Source organism: Nocardia suismassiliense, assembly GCF_900269665.1.
Taxonomy (GTDB): domain Bacteria; phylum Actinomycetota; class Actinomycetes; order Mycobacteriales; family Mycobacteriaceae; genus Nocardia; species Nocardia suismassiliense.
In genome coordinates this window covers 6,418,428-6,433,806 of the sequence record NZ_LT985361.1, presented here as the reverse complement: position 1 = coordinate 6,433,806, position 15,379 = coordinate 6,418,428, and the positions used below count along the sequence as shown (strand labels likewise).

Here is a 15,379-nt window from a genome sequence, read left to right as displayed (position 1 = left end):
GCGGTGGCGATGACTGAGCCACCTGAGGCGCCGCGCGAACGCGGTGACTTCGATTCGCACGGGCTGCGTCTGGAGCTTGCTACCCGGCGGATGCGCGGGCCGCTGGTCGCGGGGAGTCATCCGCGGCGGTGGGTCGGCTTGGTAGCCGGGCTGCCTGCGACCGTGCTGACGGTGTCGCTGGTTGTGGTGCCCGTGGCGTGGACTGTGGTGAGCGCGGTGCGGGCCCGGCCGTTGGTGGTGGCTTCGTGTGCGGTCGTCGCCGTCGGTGCGGTCGGGGTGACGCAGCTTGTCAGGCACCGAGGGGATCAGCGGGGGGATCAGCGGGCCACGTGGCTTCGGTGGGGGTTGTGGCCGGTGCTGCTGGGGTTGGTTGTCGCGGGGTTGGTGGTGTTGGGGACGGCGCTGGGGCGGGACGGGAGTTGGGCGTATGTGCGCACGCTGGTGTGGGTGCTGTTCGGGGTGGTGCTGCTGGTGGTGGCGCTCGGGATCGCTTGGTGGGGACGGGATTCGCGGTGGTTGTGGTGGCCGCTGATCGTGCCGGTGGGGATCTCCGCGGTGGTGTCCGGCGTCGCCTTTCGGCTGATCTTCCAGTACCTCGGGGATCGGCTCGGCATCGAAAGCGTTGGGGTGTACCGCTTCTGGTTCGCGGTAATGCTGGGTTCGGCGTTCCTGTGGACCTGGTTCGGGTTCGTCACGGGGCTGTTCCGGGCCGGTATTCGCGCCATCGAGTCCGATCCGGCCCGCGCCCGCTACCTGTATCGCGGCGAGGAGGGGACGTTGGCGCAGCGGCTCGACGCGCAACTGCGTCCGGTGATGCTGATCGTCGGGTTGGCCGTGGGGGTGGCCGCGGCCAGGGTGTTCGATGTGGTGCTGATCGGGGTGCCGGGCTCGATGCAGTACCAAGTCGACAGCGCGACGGTGCACTGGTGGCGGTTGGCCGTCGACTCCGAGATCGAGGCGGGCGTCGCGGCGGCCTACGGTTTGCCGCTCGCGGTGCTGGTCGGATTCGTGGCCTGGCTGTTGCAGCCCGACGTGCGCACCCAGAAGACGAGCTGGTCGGTGCCGCGGCAGCACCCGGTGGAAGTGGCGCGGCATCCGGCGAAGCCGCTGCGGGTGCTGGTAATGCTGACGGTGTCGGCAGTGGCGCTGCTCCCGATCGTCGCGCTGATTCTGGCGGCACTGCAAGATCGCGACGGTTGGGGTTTCGGCGCGATCACCCGTATGTGGCGCGACCCGGCCTTGCTGCGGTCCCTGGAGACGACCGCGTGGGTGGCCGGCCTGGCCACCGTCATCGTGGTCGCCGCCGGAGTGCCGGTCGCGTATCGGCTTGCGGCACTGCGTCCTAACCGCCCTGCGGCGAACATCGCGGTGGTGTCGCTGGTGGTGCTCTCCGTGCTGCCGGTGCAGAGTTACCTCGGACCGGTCAACACCTTCATCGACACCTACGGGCTCTCCGGCACCCGAATCCCGTTGATCCTGCTGCACGCGGCGGCCGGCCTGCCGATCGCCATCCTGGTACTGCGCGGCGCCTTGCTGGCCGCGCCCGGCACGCCCGCCGCTGACGCCTTGCACGGTCTGGCGGGTCCCGGCACGATCGCCCGGCGGGTGCTGACCACCGCCGGTCCGGCGCTCGGTGCGGTGGCGGTGCTCGAATTCATCCAGGTCTGGAACGATTTCGTGATCGGACTGCTGATCAGCGGCGCGGGGGCGACGCCGTGGTCGCTGTTGCTCTGGGGCGAGGCGCGTCAATTCAGTGAGAACTCGGCACAATTGGCGGCGGGTGCGTTGATGTCGGCCATCCTGCCGGTCGCATTGCTGCTGGCGACCTGGCGGCGCTGGCTGGTGCCGGGGCTGACCGGGGGAGTGTTGCGATGAGTCACCCCGGCGAGCAGGACCGCGCTTCGTCGGTCGAACCGAGCGCGCCGAGATCGTCTATCTGGCAAGGGTTTCTGGGGACCGCGTCGGTGGTGGCCTATGCGCTGCTGTTCGAGTTGGCCCGCAATGTGGTGGTGAACTCGCTTGGGGAGAGTCCCGCGGTCGAGGTGGCGGCCGGGACCTTGCGGTGGCTGTCGGTGCTCGTCGTTGTCGCGGCTGCGGTCTATGTGGGGTACCGGTTCGTGCAGCGATATCGCGAAAAAGTCCGCACGGCACACGAACTCGACATGATCGCTGATCTGGTCGAGCCGGGGCCTCCGGTGTCCGCGGCGACAGACGGGTCGCCGCGCTCGGATTCGGATTCGGATTCGGGCTCGGGCTCGGGCTCGGGCGAGCTGCCCACCATTCCGGGTTGGAGGGATGAAGAGGCCGCGGTTTTGCGGAAGCTGCCCGGGCGCGAGTTCGAGGCGGCCGCATTGCTTGCCGTGTTGGCCGCCGCGCTCGACGCATCGGCTCGGCTGCCGCAGGCACAGGACAAGCCGCCACGAACGGCCGCTGTGCTGCTCGATGAACTAGTGCGCCGCGGTTGCGTGGAAATCAATGCTGCGCAACCTTATCAACTACTCAAGGTGCCCGAAGCGCCCGGAGAAGAGCAGGTGATCGCAAGTCCGCAGTGGGCTGCGGCGCTGACCGCACTCGTGCACTATTACGCCGATCGAGCCACTCGGTGGGCGTTGGCATTGGATTCGGTGCGGTTCGCAGCGGGGGCATGCCGCTGGTTCAAAGCCGAAGAGTCGAAACTGTGCGGGCTCGTCAGCGCCTGCGTAAACCGCTATGCGAACGACCTACCGACCACCGTGGTGCTGGAACTGGTACGGATCGGGGATGCGCTGGACGGGTGGTGTGCGCGAACCGGCGAAGACGTGAGCAGCCGACGGCTGGCCGCCGAACTGCGCGACATGGATGCGATGAAAGCCCTTGTGCTGCACCATGACCTGGTCTCGATGCGGGCCGGCGATCCGACTGAACGGCCGAAGCGTTACCGGCCCCGCAACCTGTCCACCAGTCTGGCCGCGAGGTGGGAACATCAAGAGGCCCTGCGCAAGTTGGCCGAATGGTGTACGTCGTCGGATCCACCTCCGCCGACCGATCCGCGTCCGCCCTCGCCGTCGGATCCGCCCCCGTCGGCTGATCCACCTGCTCCGACCGAGCCGCCTGCTCCGACCGAGCCGCCTGCTCCGACCGAGCCGCCTGCTCCGACCGAGCCGCCTGCTCAGGGCGAGCCGCCTGCTCAGGGCGAGCCGCCTGCTCATGGCGACCCGCCGACCGATTCCTACCGCGACCTGGACGCTGTGGTTGCCCACTTGGAGTCCGCGTGGTGGCTCCTCCCGCGGGAAGACGTAGCAGGCGAGGTCTGCGCGCTGATCAACATGGCCGTCGTCCACATCCACCAAGGCAGGCTCGACGCCGCCCAGGACCGCCTGGAACTGGCTGAGTCCCTGACCCGCGACGGCCGCGACCCCGACGGTCGTGCACATATCCGCGAAACCATGGGCATCGTGTGGTGGTCGCGCGGCGAACCCCGCCGAGCCCTGCGCTGCTGGCAACAAGCGCTCACCGCCTACCGCACCCTGGCCGACAACCACGGCACCGCCCGCTGCCTCAAACACCTCGGCTCCGCCATGCTCGTCGCCCCCGCCCACGGCGGCACCCTCCTCCCCGCCGACCACCCTCTGACCACCACCGAAGTCCGACGCCAAGCCAGCGGCTGGCTGGCCGAATCCCAACGCCTACAACAGGATTCCCCCTACCTCCAGCGCTACCTCGACAAGGCCCGCACGCTGCTGACCGACACCACCGTCCTCACCCACATCGACCACTGGCCCCTCCCCGCCGACGACCACTGATCCCCAACCACCCACTCGCACGCGGGGCGGCGGAGGAGTGCGCCCGTCCAAGGGGAGCGGTGCCGTCGGCTTTCAAGACCAGCGGGAGATGAACCAGCCCGCTGCCAGCAAAATGCGCACCCTCTCTCGGGATCCGCGCCCACTAGGGACCCCCGTAGTCAGTGCGGATCCCGAGAGCCAGTGCGGATCTTGCCGAACCACCGCGCCCCGCCAGCGTTGGAGCGATTTCGCATACCCTCTGAAGCTCCGTTCATGATCAACGGAACCTAGTGGCACCAAAACGCGCGGTTCACCGCCGCTATGTCCCGCTGGGTGAGCAGCCGGGTGCCGAGTGGGACATCACGATGAACTCACTCGCGTTTGCCCGCTCCGATGTCCCGCTGGGTGATCGGTTCGGCCTCGAGTGGGACGTCACGGCGGGCTTACTCGCGTTTGCCCGCTCCGATGTCCCGCTGGGGGATCGGTTCGGCCTCGAGTGGGACGTCACGGCGGGCTTACTCGCGGTTTCCCGCCCCTAATGGTGCGGATCCCCAGAGGGGAGTGCGGGCTTGTTGTGGTGGGCGGGGGAGGGAGTGCGGTGGCAGACTGCGAGGTATGACGACAACCGAATGGGCCGATGTCGATGGTTACATCGTGGACACTCTGGTGCAGGACGCGGCGACGGCGGCGGCGCTGACGGCGAATGCCGCGGCGGAGTTGCCTGCGATCGATGTGTCTGCGCCGCAGGGGAAGTTCCTGTATCTGCTCGCGCGGACGGCGCGGGCGCGACGGGTGCTGGAGATCGGCACCCTCGGCGGGTACAGCACGATCTGGCTTGCTCGCGCGGTCGGTGAGAAGGGGCAGGTGGTCACGCTCGAGTTCGAGCCGAAGCACGCCGAGGTCGCGCGCAAGAACCTCGACGACGCCGGGGTCGGCGAGCGGGTCGACATCCGCGTCGGTGCGGCCCTGGACAGCCTGCCGGTGCTGGCCGAGGAGAACCCCGAGCCGTTCGATCTGGTGTTCATCGACGCGGACAAGGTCAACAACCCCAACTACGTCCAATGGGCCCTGCGCCTGACCCGCCCGGGCTCGGTGATCATCGTCGACAACGTCGTGCGCCACGGCGGCCTCGTCGACGCCACCTCCGAGGACCAGGCCATCCGTGCCAGCCGCGCCACCGTCGAGCTGCTCGCCGCCGAACCGGCACTCGAGGCGACGGTCGTGCAGACCGTCGGTAGCAAAGGCTGGGACGGCTTCGCCTACGCGGTGGTGAACGGCGAGCCGACGGACTGAGCGCACCTGCGCGATCGCGGACGCAGCTGGCGTCCGCGATCGAACTCCCTGCGCGCCAATCGTATTCAGCCCGAAGCCGTCACGGGATCAGCACGACCTTGCCGGTCGTGCCTCGGTTCTCCAAGGCGTGATGCGCCGCGGCAGCGTCGGCGAGCGGGAATCGGTGGACTGCGGGCCGTAGCCGCCCGGCGGCCGCCTCGGCGATCGCACGGTCCTCGAGGGTGCGAAGGTCACCGCCCGCCCGCTGGAGCATCGGCGGGCCGAGTACGAACTCGGACGTGATGCCGCGCGCGGCGAACTCGTCTGCGGAGAGTGGCGGTGTCCCAGCGTCTTTCGGATCTTGACCGGACGCACCGAAGACGAGATGTTGCCCACCTTTGCCGAGCAGCTCGAAGGCGGCGCGAGCCGTCTCGCCGCCCACCGAGTCGAACAGCACTGTCGCCGAACGGTCCCCGAGGTAGCCGCGGACCTGCTCGGGCCAGTCGGCGAGCAGGTAGTCGACCGCCAGGTCCGCCCCATTACGTTGCACCAGTGCGACTTTCGCGGGACCACCCGCAAGACCGATCACGGTCGCCCCGGCATTCTTCGCGTACTGCACCAGCAGCGTGCCGATGCCGCCCGCCGCCGCCGTCACGATGACAACACTGTCCGGACCGAGCTCGGTGAATTGCAGAATGCCCATGGTCGTGCGGCCGGTACCGATCATCGCGACCGCCTCGGCAGGGTCGAGGTTCGGCGGAATCTCGTGCAGCCGAGCAACTTCCGTCACCGCGGCCGACGCATACCCGCCGGGCACCATGCCCAGGTGCGCGACCACCTGCTTACCGATCCAGCCCGCGTCGACCTCGGCGCCGACCGCATCGATCGTCCCGGCGACCTCACGCCCGGGCACCGTCGGCAACTCCGGCACGGGGTAAGGCCCGGGCAGCCCCTTGCGCAACGCGGTGTCGATGAGATGAACTCCGGCCGCAGCCACGGTGATTCGCACCTGACCCGGCCCCGGACTGAGATCGGGCAGGGTTTCGTAGCGCAGATTGTCGGCCGGGCCGAAGGCGTGAAGACGGATCGCGTGCACGGTGGCTCCTGTTCGTGATGGTCACCGACCACCGTGCAACATGAAGCTAGGTTCAGGTCAAGTCGGCCTGCCTGCGCGCCCTGGCCTCGAAGCCGTCGCACAGCGCGGCGAGACCGGCGTAGAGCAGATCTTCCTGCGAGAGATCGTTGATCCCGCTGCCCTCCAGGTCGACGAGCGCGGGCGGCACCGGAAACTGTGATTTTCCTTTCAGCATCGTGCGCAATCCATTGTCACCCTCCGGGTTCATTCCCTTGCGCGCCATCAGCGCGGCGCTGATATGCGGCAGGGTCGCGCCGGAGATGTGATTCCACACGCTGAACGCCATAGCCGTGGCTTCCCGAGTCGAGACATTCAGCTCGGAAAATCCCTCGACCATCCACGCCAGGCAGGCCAGGCTTTGCGGGCCGAAGCTGTAGCGCGGCGTGGCGAAGGTGAGTAGCACCCACGGATGTTGCTGGTAGAGCGCCCAATCGATCTCGGCGGCGATGCGGACCCGGTCGCGCCAGGTCCACTGCTGGCCCTCGGCGGAGGGGTAGGGATTGCGCCGCGCCACCTCGTCGGTCATCGCCTCGAGCAGTTCGTCCTTGTTCGCGACGTGCCGGTACAGGGACATGGCGCCGACGCCCATCTTGTCGGCGATCCGACGCATGGACAGCGCGTCGAGGCCCTCTTCGTCGGCGAGCGTTATGGCGGTGTCGATGATGGCGGCTCGGTTGAGCTTGAGCTCAGTCATCCCATGACTCACTTTCACTTCCGGGGGAGCTTGCGTACACTGTACTCCAGTTGTGCGTACGGCGTACGCGAGATGGAGAGGAATACCTAGGATGACAGACGTTGAGGCGGTGCGGTCCGCGCAGGAGGCGGCGCCCACTGTCGGCTCGCGCCGCGCGTGGTTCGGGCTCGCGGTGTTGCTGCTGCCGGTGCTGCTGGTGTCGATGGACATCTCGGTGCTGTTCCTGGCGATGCCGACCCTCACCGTCGACCTCGACCCGTCGGCCGCCCAGCAACTGTGGATTCTGGATATCTACGGCTTCCTGATCGCAGGCCTGCTGATCACCATGGGCAACCTCGGCGACCGGATCGGGCGGCGCAACATCCTGCTCGTCGGCGCCACCATCTTCGGCATCGCCTCGGTCGTCGCCGCCTTCGCGCCGAGCGCCGCGGTGCTCATCGTGGCGCGGGCGCTGATGGGTGTCGGCGGCGCGACCCTGCTGCCGTCCAGCCTCGCGCTGATCTCCACCCTGTTCCCGGACGCGCGCGAACGGGCCGCCGCCATCGGCGTATGGACCGCGTTCTTCGCGGGCGGCTCGGCCGTCGGCCCGATCATCGGCGGCGTGCTGCTGCACCAGTTCTGGTGGGGCTCGGTCTTTCTCATCAACATCCCGGTGCTGCTGATCCTGCTCGCCTTCGGTCCGTTCGTGCTGCCCGAGCATCGCGCGGGCGTGCTCGGACCACTCGACCTGCCGAGCGTCGCGCTGTCCATCGGCGGCATCCTGCCCTTGGTGTACGGAGTCAAGCATGCGGCGGCCAACGGGATCGACGCGGAGTCGGTCATCATCGCACTGCTCGGTGTGCTGATCCTGATCGTGTTCGTGCGCAGGCAGCGCAAGCTGGACGAACCACTGCTCGACCTGCGGCTGTTCTCCAGGGCCGGGTTCTCGGTGGCCATCGGGTCCAGTCTCGTCGGCATGATGTCGCTGGCCGCGATGAGCTACCTCACCAGCATCTACCTCCAGTCGGTCACCGGACGCGACCCGCTGGCCGCGGCGCTGCTCGGGATTCCGATGGCGGTCGCTGTCTTCATCTTCTCGATGAGCGGCGCGCGGGTCGGTCATCGCTTCGGCACCCGCAACACCTTCGTGTTCGCGCTGATCGCCTCGGCCGTCGGCAATCTGATGCTGCTCGGCGTCGGCGTGCACGGCGGCCTCGGGTGGTACCTGGCCGGATCCACCATCGCCGGCATCGGTTACGGCCTCGCCTTCACCCTGGTGTCGGACGTGGCGGTGTCCTCGGTCCCCGCGGAACGAGCCGGCTCGGCCGTCGGCATCTCCGAAACCAGCTTCGAGCTCGGCAACGCGCTCGGCCTCGCCCTGCTGGGATCGCTTGCCGCACTGATCTTCCGCTCCGGCGGCGACTTCGCGGCCACCCTCGGCGAGACCATCCACGAGTCGGGCGACAACGCCGCGCTGATCGAGTCCGCCCGCGAATCCTTCGTCTCCGGAATGCATATCGCGACCGCGGTCGGCGCCACACTGCTCGTCGCGATGGCGATGATCGCGCGATTCGCCTCGCCCGCGCGCGTCCGTTCCAACGCGGGAGCGGCGCACTAATAGCATAATTGAATGCCATGGTCACGCATGATCCGGCCGTTGCCGACCAGCGCGTTTCGCATGGCACCGCCGCGGTACACAACTTCGTCCGCCGCTACGACGACACCGTCAAGGCGGCGGACTTCGGCACGCTGCCAAGCTTTTTCGACGAAACCATCCTGGTCGTCACGCCGTCGTCCAGTCTCTGCCTATCCCGGGCGGAGTTCGTCGCCGCAGTGGAAAGCCGGGTCCGCCAACTGGATTCGGTGCCCGAACTCGAACTGGTCGAACAGTCGACCACCGAGCTCGGCGGACACTACTGGCTCACCTCGGTGCAGTGGGCGTTGACCTTTGGTGACGGCAGAGCCATCGAGGTTTACAGCGACTTGTTGATTCGGCGGGTCGACGGCGGACTCCGGATCGCCGCGTACCTCACCCGGCAAGATCTGCCGGAACTCCTGCGTGCGGCCGACGGGCGGGACTGATCGTGAGCGCGAGGGCGGCATGCCGCTGGTGAGCACGGCGCATCGAACGCCACCCAAATTGGCGCGCTGCTAATAGAGTCGGAAGCGTGAACGAGACTCCGGCGCAGAGCAACGGGCGGCCGATTGCCGAGCGAGTGGCGACGCGGCTGCTGTATCCGACCTCCCGTCCGCGCGCGAAGACGCTGCGTGAGGCGGTCGACGGCAAGATCGTGCTGGTCACCGGCGCGTCACACGGCATCGGCAAGGCGAGTGCGCGCAAGCTCGGCGCGGCGGGCGCGATCGTGCTCTTGGTCGCCCGGTCCGCCGACGACCTGCGTCAGGTCGCCGCCGAGATCGAGGCCGACGGCGGCACCGCGCACGTCTATCCCGCCGACCTCACCGATATGGACGCGGTGGAGCGGTTGGCTCGTCAGTTCCTGGACGAACACGGCCACATCGACGTGGTGATCAACAACGCGGGCAAGTCGATTCGCCGCTCCATCAGCGATTCCTACGACCGCTTCCACGATTTCACCCGCACCATCGACATCAACTACCTCGGCCCGGTGCGCCTGCTACTCACCCTGCTGCCGGACATGCGCGAACGCAAACAGGGCCACATCGTCAACATCTCCACCTGGGGTGTGCTCATGCCGCCCGCCCCGCAGTGGGCGGCCTACGGCGCGTCGAAGTCGGCCTTCGACGTGTGGCTGCGCAGCGTCGCCGCGGAGGTCTCCGGCGACGGCGTCACCACCACCTCCATCTACATGCCCCTGGTGCACACCAGAATGAGCGCCCCCACCGACTTCAGCCGAGTCCCCGGCCTCACCGTCGACGAGGCCTCGGACCTCGTCTGCCACGCCGTCACCACCCGCCCCCGCGAAATCGCACCATGGTGGTCGGCCCCCGTCCAAGCCTGGACCAACCTCACCCGAAACCAGGTCCAACGCTTCTTCGAACGCGGACGGTCCCTCCTGCCCGGCAGCTCGAGCCGAACCTAGTCGCTATTCCAACGCGACTGCCCGTCTGCCGGGGACTCGGCCCGGACCTGGTCGCTGCGCGAGCGCGATCTGTCTCGCCTGGCTGGGAGCTCGCGCCTGATCTGGCCGCTACTTGAACGCGGCTTGTCCTGCCTGGTCGGAAGCCCGAACCTGATCTGGCCGCCACCTCGAACAACCCTTCCACCGCTGAACTGGGCCCACAGGCAATCACAGCGGGATCCAGTCCGGCCACCATGGCGGAATGTTGTTCTCGCAGATCGGTGACGGGTAGTCGCCGCCGTGGAACGGCCACAGCGTGGCCCACACGACCAGGACTGCGGTGACGACGGCGGCGAGGCAGGCGAGCGGCGTCCGATGACTCACCCTTTGCGTGACCGCATACACAACCCCCGTCACCGCGACCGAGACGACAAAGGTGGCGGGCAAGTAGAGCAACAGCAGGACCATCGCGTTGCCGGCACCGCCGACGTCGCAGGCGTTCCACATGCGGCCGAGCAGTATGACCGTGCCGAGAGCGGCACCCGCACTGGCGATTACGCAGACGGCGGGGCCGGGGTTGCGCATCAGTTCTCGTGCTTGAACTGGGTGAGGTCTCTGCCGTCGTTCTCGGCGGCTTCCATCTTGTCGATCGCCTCGGTCACACCTTGGTGGAACTGTTCCGGCGTCATGTTGGGTCCGTATTTGTTGTAGAGGTCGATCCCGGCGCGCATGGTGATCTGGTCTGCCTCGTCGTCGTTGCCGGTGATCGCCTCGCCGAGCGAGGCACCCTTGATCAGTGTCTCGGAGTCGATCCCCGCGGCGCGACCGACGTATCCGTAGTGAATGTTCGAATAGATATCGTAGTAGACCTTCCGGTCGGTGCCGGGCTGCTTGAAATAGAAGTCGTTCGACGTCTTCAGATCGAATTTGCTCTGTAGCTGTGGTTTGTGGTCCCAATCTTGCCCCGGCGCGACCTTCACGCCCCACATCGTCAGGGCCGTCATGATGTCGTTGCCGTAGTTGCGGCCGAACTCATACCACTTCGGCTCGCGCAGCAGCCCCTGGATCGATTTGACGGTGTCGGAGTTGATGTTCCGTTTCATCTCGTCGAAGATGAAACGTTCCGCGTCGGAGAAGCGTTTCTCATCGAGTGTGGTCTGGCTGCCGCCGATCGCGTCGAACTCGGTCTTCATCGCCGCGCTGAGTTTCGTCAGATCCTGTTGCAGCCGCTTGTCTTCGGTTTCCACGCTATTGGCGGCGGTGACGATTTGACGTTCCCATTCGGCTCGGGTCGATTCCAACGCCGGCGTCGGATCGCTTCCTTGCGGCAAGGAGACACCGAGCGTCGACCCGACAGCAAAACCCGCGGCCTCGGCGGAGGTGATGTGCTGGCGGGCGGTCTTCAACGGCGTGCTGACGTCCCAGTAGCCCTGCTCGAGCCGGTCCGCCGACGCCGTCAGGGTATCGGCCATCGCGTACGCCGTCTTCCGGTCCTTGCCTGCGCGGTCCAGTGCCGCTTCGGCCGCCACGCCCTGCCAGTCGGGCGCGGTGACGCTGCCGACATAACGCTCGAACAGGTTCTCGATCTGCGGGCCGATGCGTTTGAACGTTTGAGCGATATCCCAGATGGGCTGGGCATCATACTTTTCCAGTTGGCGTCTGGTCGGCGTCATCTCGGTTTCTGCCAATCACCGGAGGACTTGGTGAAGGTGGCGGCCAAGGTCACCGTGCTGGCCTCCTCCGCCTTCTGGAACTGCACCGTGACCGCGTGCATGAGGTCCCCGATCTCGCTCAGCCGACGCGACACCGCGGGCACCAAACTGGTTTGCACATCGAGCGCCATCAGGCTCGACGCGACGACCGATTCCAGCGTCGAGTTCCCGCCGAACGGGAGGAGAACTTGGATCGGGACAGCCTGCAGCGCATCCAAATCGGCTGCTTCACCGCTCAATTTGTGCAGTGTTTTCGAGGCCGTCCCCAGTTTTTCCAGATCGACTTTTATCGTCATCGACGATTCCCCATTTCGACACCGGTACGCGCGATGGATATCGTCGCGGCCTGACCTCGCAGAATAACGGACCAGGCGGCCGACCAGAAGATTTCGTCAGCCCCCAATACTTCTGGTGGTCCAGAACCGGACCGGCCAGCCCGGGACACGCCCAGCGACACGCCGGGCATAGGATCCCCCGGTGGGTGAAATCGGTCCGACGAGTCTGGCGACGCTGTTCGCGCTGGCGGATTCGCGATTGCCGATCGGCGGACATGTGCACTCCGGTGGGGTCGAGGAGGCGGTAGCGTCCGGCCTGGTGCGCGACGTCGCGACGGTCGAGCTGTACCTGCGCCGCCGGATCAGCACCTCGGGCTTGGTCGCGGCCTCGCTGGCGGCCGCGGTGTGCGCGGGCGCGCTGGAACCGCAGCGGGCCGAGGCCGAAGCGGACGCGCGTACTCCGTCGCCCGCCGCACGGACGGCTTCCCGTGCGCAGGGTCGCGGCTTGTTGCGCCTGGCCAAACAGCTGTGGCCGCAGGAGGATTGGTCCACACTCGGCCCGCGGCCACACCTGTCGACCGTCTTCGGCCTGGTCGGCGCCGCCTGCAGCGTGACCCCGCAGGAGACCGCGGGCGTTGTCGTCTACACAACGCTGACCGGTGCCGCCACCGCCGCCCAACGGCTGCTCGCACTCGACCCCGCCGCCATCGCAGGCTGCACCGTCCGCCTCGCCGACCTGTGCGACCGCACCGCGGCCGAAGCGGCCGACGGCCTCGCCTGCCTGTCCGACCCGTTGCAAGACGTACTCGCACAACGCCACCTGCATCGAGACATGCCGCTGTTCGCCAGCTGAGTCCCCGAACGAAGGAGATCACCCCATGCCACCGCACCTGATCGACGGTGAACCGCACGACCACACCCACGACCGGCCGAAACGCCAGCGCACCCCCGGCGAGGCGCTGCGCATCGGCATCGGCGGTCCGGTCGGCTCCGGTAAGACCGCGCTGGTGGCCGCCCTGTGCAGGCAGCTGCGCGAGGAACTTTCCCTCGCCGTGCTGACCAACGACATCTACACCACCGAGGACGCCGACTTCCTGCGTCGCCACGCCGTGCTGCCGGACGAGCGGATCACCGCGGTGCAGACCGGCGGCTGCCCGCACACCGCCATCCGCGACGACATCACCGCCAACCTGGACGCCATCGACGACCTGATCGCGGCGAACCCGCCGCTGGATCTGATCCTGGTCGAATCCGGTGGTGACAACCTCACCGCCACCTTCTCCTCCGGCCTGATCGACGTGCAGATCTTCGTGGTCGACGTGGCCGGCGGCGACAAGGTGCCGCGCAAAGGCGGCCCCGGCGTGACGTTCTCGGATCTGCTGGTGGTCAACAAGACCGACCTCGCACCGCTGGTCGGCGCGGATCTCGGCGTGATGGAGCGCGACGCGGCGAAGGTGCGCGAAGGCCGCCCGACCGCGCTGGTCTCGCTCACCGACGACCCCGCCGCCACCCCCGTGCTCGGCTGGGTGCGCGAGCAACTGCGCGTCATCGCCGAGCAAGACGGCGTCGAATCCGCTGTTGCGCACTGAAGTACGGATAGTCGCGACCACCGCGGCGCTGCCGGAGATCCACGCGAGCGGCGGGCTGTCGGCCCGCCGCACCGGCCCGCACACCGTGCACCTGATCGGCACGGCGGCGACTCCACTCGGCGGCGACGAACTCGACATCACGATCGTGGTCGGTCCCGGCGCGCGACTCGTCGTGCGCTCGGTCGCCGCCACCATCGCGCTGCCGAGCGCGGCGACACCGTTCTCGCTGGCGCACTGGCACTTCCAGGTCGACAGCGGGGGAGACCTCGACTTCGATCCGGAGCCGACGATCGTGGCGGGCGGCGCGCGGCACCACACGATCAGCTCGGTCCTGCTGGCGCCGGACGCCAAGCTGCGCCTGCGCGAACGGGTGCAGATCGGACGTTCCGGCGAAGACACCGGCAGTTGGTGCGGTGACCTCATCGCCGACCTCGGCGACATCCCCCTGCTGCGACACCGTTTGGAGCTGGGTGCGGGCACAGCGGCGGATGACCAGCTCGCAGCGCCGCGCGCCTTGGAGAGCGAACTGCACTACCCGGACGATCGACCGGTGCAAACCACGGGCCTGACCGAGACCTGCCTCCCACTGGCCGCGGGCGGCACCCTGCTCACTCGAACGAGCTCACTGCTCGCCGCTGCCCGTTGATCGAGGCGGCTCCGAAGAGCGCTCCGCTCGAGCTCGTTGCCACCTCCGGAGCAGGAACGCGGCCGCAAGACCGACGACGCCGAGCAAGGGCACGCCGCCCAGCAATACGACCATCCAGTCGCCCGTCTCCACCGCGTCTCCTCGCCTCGATTGCTGTCATGTTGCGCTGATCTTGTACCCGGGAAGACTCGCCGAAAGCGACTCGCCGAATCAGAAACACCTCCGAGTGGCGAGGGTCACCGCGGCGCGTACTCCGCCCACAACGGGACAAAGAGAAAGGGTGGGAACTCGACAGTGTCGTCGGGCTCCCACCCTTATTCGCTAACCGCGGCACGAAGTGGTCAGTCGCCGACGACCCGCGAGGGGGCGTTGAACGCGTTGACCGCGCCGACGGCCGCACCGGCCGCCGCACCGATCGCCGCAGCCGGGATGGTGATCACGGCCGCGCCGAAGGTCGCGCCGAGCATCGGGCCCGCCACCACGCCGACCGGCACGAACGGCAGCCCGACGACCAGGCCGACCGCGCCGCCGACGAGCGCGGAGGTCGCCGCGAACGGGGCACCCGACGCCGCACCGGCCAGCGCGCCCATGGCGGCCGTGCCGACGGTCTGCCCGGCGATCCGGTCGGACCTGCTGCGTTCCATGCCGACCGAGTCGAGGAAGGTGGCCAGGTTGGCCTCGGCGATGGCCGCGTTGTCGTTGATCTGGATGGCCTGTTCCTGGTCGATCCAGTCCGGCGCGTCGACCTGGACGTCGCCGAAGCGGAACTTGCCGGGCGGCGGCGCGATCGGCGGCACCGGCGCCACCGGGACCGGTGCGTGCAGCACGCCGACCGGTGCCAGGTACTTCTTGTCCGGCAGCGGCCGCGACCACTGCAGCGAGCTCTTGGTGTTGTCCGGGATGTCCAGGCCCTCGTACGGCATGGCGTTCGGCGGTTCGGCCGCAGGCCACTGCGCGGGCTGATCCGGCTGTGCCGTCACATTGGGTTGTGCAGGCTCGGCATTGGCGGTGCCGGTGCCGACCAGTGCGAGGACCAGCGGTACCGCACTCGCCGCGACCATCGAGCCCACCTTTTGCCGCTGCGGGTTGGGGGCTCTGTGCTTGCCTGTGCCCATAGGTAGATCGCCTTTCGTCAGGTCAGAAGAGATGTCACTTTCGACGTCCGACATTCGGATCTGCTGGGCACCTGGATGGGTTCATTTTCGGCCGACTCGTCAGCCCTGCCATTGCCGACAAATAGCTACGTGTGGGTTGCGGATGCGCTTCGGAGCGGGG

16 protein-coding genes are annotated in these 15,379 nt (G+C 67.8%); 10 read left to right on the top strand and 6 right to left on the bottom strand.

Annotation, left to right across the window (positions count from 1 at the left end; translation table 11 throughout):
• The first annotated feature begins 9 nt into the window (after window positions 1-9).
• The 4 genes from DBO33_RS44490 (at window position 10) to DBO33_RS28420 (ending at window position 5,054) form a co-directional block, all read left to right on the top strand.
• Complete coding sequence (locus DBO33_RS44490) at window positions 10-1,875, top strand: hypothetical protein (RefSeq protein WP_159080577.1); 1,866 nt, start codon at window positions 10-12, stop codon at window positions 1,873-1,875.
• Complete coding sequence (locus tag DBO33_RS44485) at window positions 1,872-3,782, top strand: tetratricopeptide repeat protein (RefSeq protein ID WP_159080576.1); 1,911 nt, start codon at window positions 1,872-1,874, stop codon at window positions 3,780-3,782. The genes DBO33_RS44490 and DBO33_RS44485 overlap by 4 nt, the downstream gene beginning before the upstream one ends.
• Before the next feature lie 344 nt (window positions 3,783-4,126).
• Entirely contained in the window at window positions 4,127-4,300 is a 174-nt protein-coding gene (locus DBO33_RS28425) for a hypothetical protein (RefSeq protein ID WP_159080575.1), read from the top strand.
• A 76-nt stretch (window positions 4,301-4,376) separates the two neighbouring features.
• Window positions 4,377-5,054, top strand: coding sequence for an O-methyltransferase (locus DBO33_RS28420; RefSeq protein ID WP_107657811.1), 678 nt, complete (start codon window positions 4,377-4,379; stop codon window positions 5,052-5,054).
• A gap of 79 nt (window positions 5,055-5,133) precedes the next feature.
• Here the strand turns inward: DBO33_RS28420 and DBO33_RS28415 are convergent, their stop codons facing one another.
• Together DBO33_RS28415 and DBO33_RS28410 are read right to left on the bottom strand one after the other, a co-directional pair.
• The gene (locus DBO33_RS28415) at window positions 5,134-6,129 is read right to left on the bottom strand and encodes a zinc-binding dehydrogenase (protein WP_107657810.1); all 996 of its coding nucleotides are present in this window, start codon (window positions 6,127-6,129) and stop codon (window positions 5,134-5,136) included.
• Window positions 6,130-6,181: 52 nt separating this feature from the next.
• Window positions 6,182-6,862 carry a TetR/AcrR family transcriptional regulator gene (locus DBO33_RS28410; RefSeq protein ID WP_107657809.1) on the bottom strand — a complete coding sequence of 227 codons (681 nt, stop codon included), beginning with the start codon at window positions 6,860-6,862 and terminating at the stop codon, window positions 6,182-6,184.
• A 91-nt stretch (window positions 6,863-6,953) separates the two neighbouring features.
• Here DBO33_RS28410 and DBO33_RS28405 point away from each other — a divergent pair, with 91 nt between their 5' ends.
• From DBO33_RS28405 to DBO33_RS28395, 3 genes are all read left to right on the top strand, one after another.
• A complete protein-coding gene (locus DBO33_RS28405) occupies window positions 6,954-8,459 on the top strand; it encodes an MFS transporter (RefSeq protein ID WP_107657808.1) in 1,506 nt (501 codons plus the stop codon).
• 17 nt (window positions 8,460-8,476) lie between these two features.
• Window positions 8,477-8,923, top strand: a complete 447-nt coding sequence (locus DBO33_RS28400) for a Cif family virulence factor (protein WP_107657807.1) — start codon at window positions 8,477-8,479, stop codon at window positions 8,921-8,923.
• An 86-nt stretch (window positions 8,924-9,009) separates the two neighbouring features.
• The gene (locus DBO33_RS28395) at window positions 9,010-9,903 is read left to right on the top strand and encodes an SDR family NAD(P)-dependent oxidoreductase (protein WP_234391084.1); all 894 of its coding nucleotides are present in this window, start codon (window positions 9,010-9,012) and stop codon (window positions 9,901-9,903) included.
• 207 nt (window positions 9,904-10,110) lie between these two features.
• Here DBO33_RS28395 and DBO33_RS28390 read toward each other — a convergent pair whose 3' ends face one another.
• From DBO33_RS28390 to DBO33_RS28380, 3 genes are read right to left on the bottom strand one after another with little or no spacing between them, the layout of a single operon-like run.
• Window positions 10,111-10,467 carry a hypothetical protein gene (locus tag DBO33_RS28390; protein WP_107657806.1) on the bottom strand — a complete coding sequence of 119 codons (357 nt, stop codon included), beginning with the start codon at window positions 10,465-10,467 and terminating at the stop codon, window positions 10,111-10,113.
• Window positions 10,467-11,570, bottom strand: coding sequence for a polymorphic toxin type 44 domain-containing protein (locus tag DBO33_RS28385; protein ID WP_159080574.1), 1,104 nt, complete (start codon window positions 11,568-11,570; stop codon window positions 10,467-10,469). Before DBO33_RS28385 ends, DBO33_RS28390 begins: the two co-directional genes overlap by 1 nt.
• The gene (locus tag DBO33_RS28380; protein WP_107657804.1) at window positions 11,552-11,890 is read right to left on the bottom strand and encodes a hypothetical protein; all 339 of its coding nucleotides are present in this window, start codon (window positions 11,888-11,890) and stop codon (window positions 11,552-11,554) included. Before DBO33_RS28380 ends, DBO33_RS28385 begins: the two co-directional genes overlap by 19 nt.
• 181 nt (window positions 11,891-12,071) lie before the next feature.
• On the opposite strand from DBO33_RS28380, the gene DBO33_RS28375 reads away from it, so the two are divergent.
• The 3 genes from DBO33_RS28375 to DBO33_RS28365 are packed head-to-tail and all read left to right on the top strand — an operon-like array spanning window position 12,072 to window position 14,104.
• The gene (locus DBO33_RS28375) at window positions 12,072-12,722 is read left to right on the top strand and encodes an urease accessory protein UreF (RefSeq protein ID WP_199856787.1); all 651 of its coding nucleotides are present in this window, start codon (window positions 12,072-12,074) and stop codon (window positions 12,720-12,722) included.
• Between the two features lie 25 nt (window positions 12,723-12,747).
• Window positions 12,748-13,458, top strand: coding sequence for an urease accessory protein UreG (gene ureG / locus DBO33_RS28370; protein WP_107657803.1), 711 nt, complete (start codon window positions 12,748-12,750; stop codon window positions 13,456-13,458).
• The gene (locus DBO33_RS28365; RefSeq protein ID WP_107657802.1) at window positions 13,448-14,104 is read left to right on the top strand and encodes an urease accessory protein UreD; all 657 of its coding nucleotides are present in this window, start codon (window positions 13,448-13,450) and stop codon (window positions 14,102-14,104) included. Before ureG ends, DBO33_RS28365 begins: the two co-directional genes overlap by 11 nt.
• Window positions 14,105-14,445: 341 nt before the next feature.
• Here DBO33_RS28365 and DBO33_RS28360 read toward each other — a convergent pair whose 3' ends face one another.
• Entirely contained in the window at window positions 14,446-15,165 is a 720-nt protein-coding gene (locus DBO33_RS28360) for a hypothetical protein (protein ID WP_107660653.1), read from the bottom strand.
• Window positions 15,166-15,379: the final 214 nt, after the last annotated feature.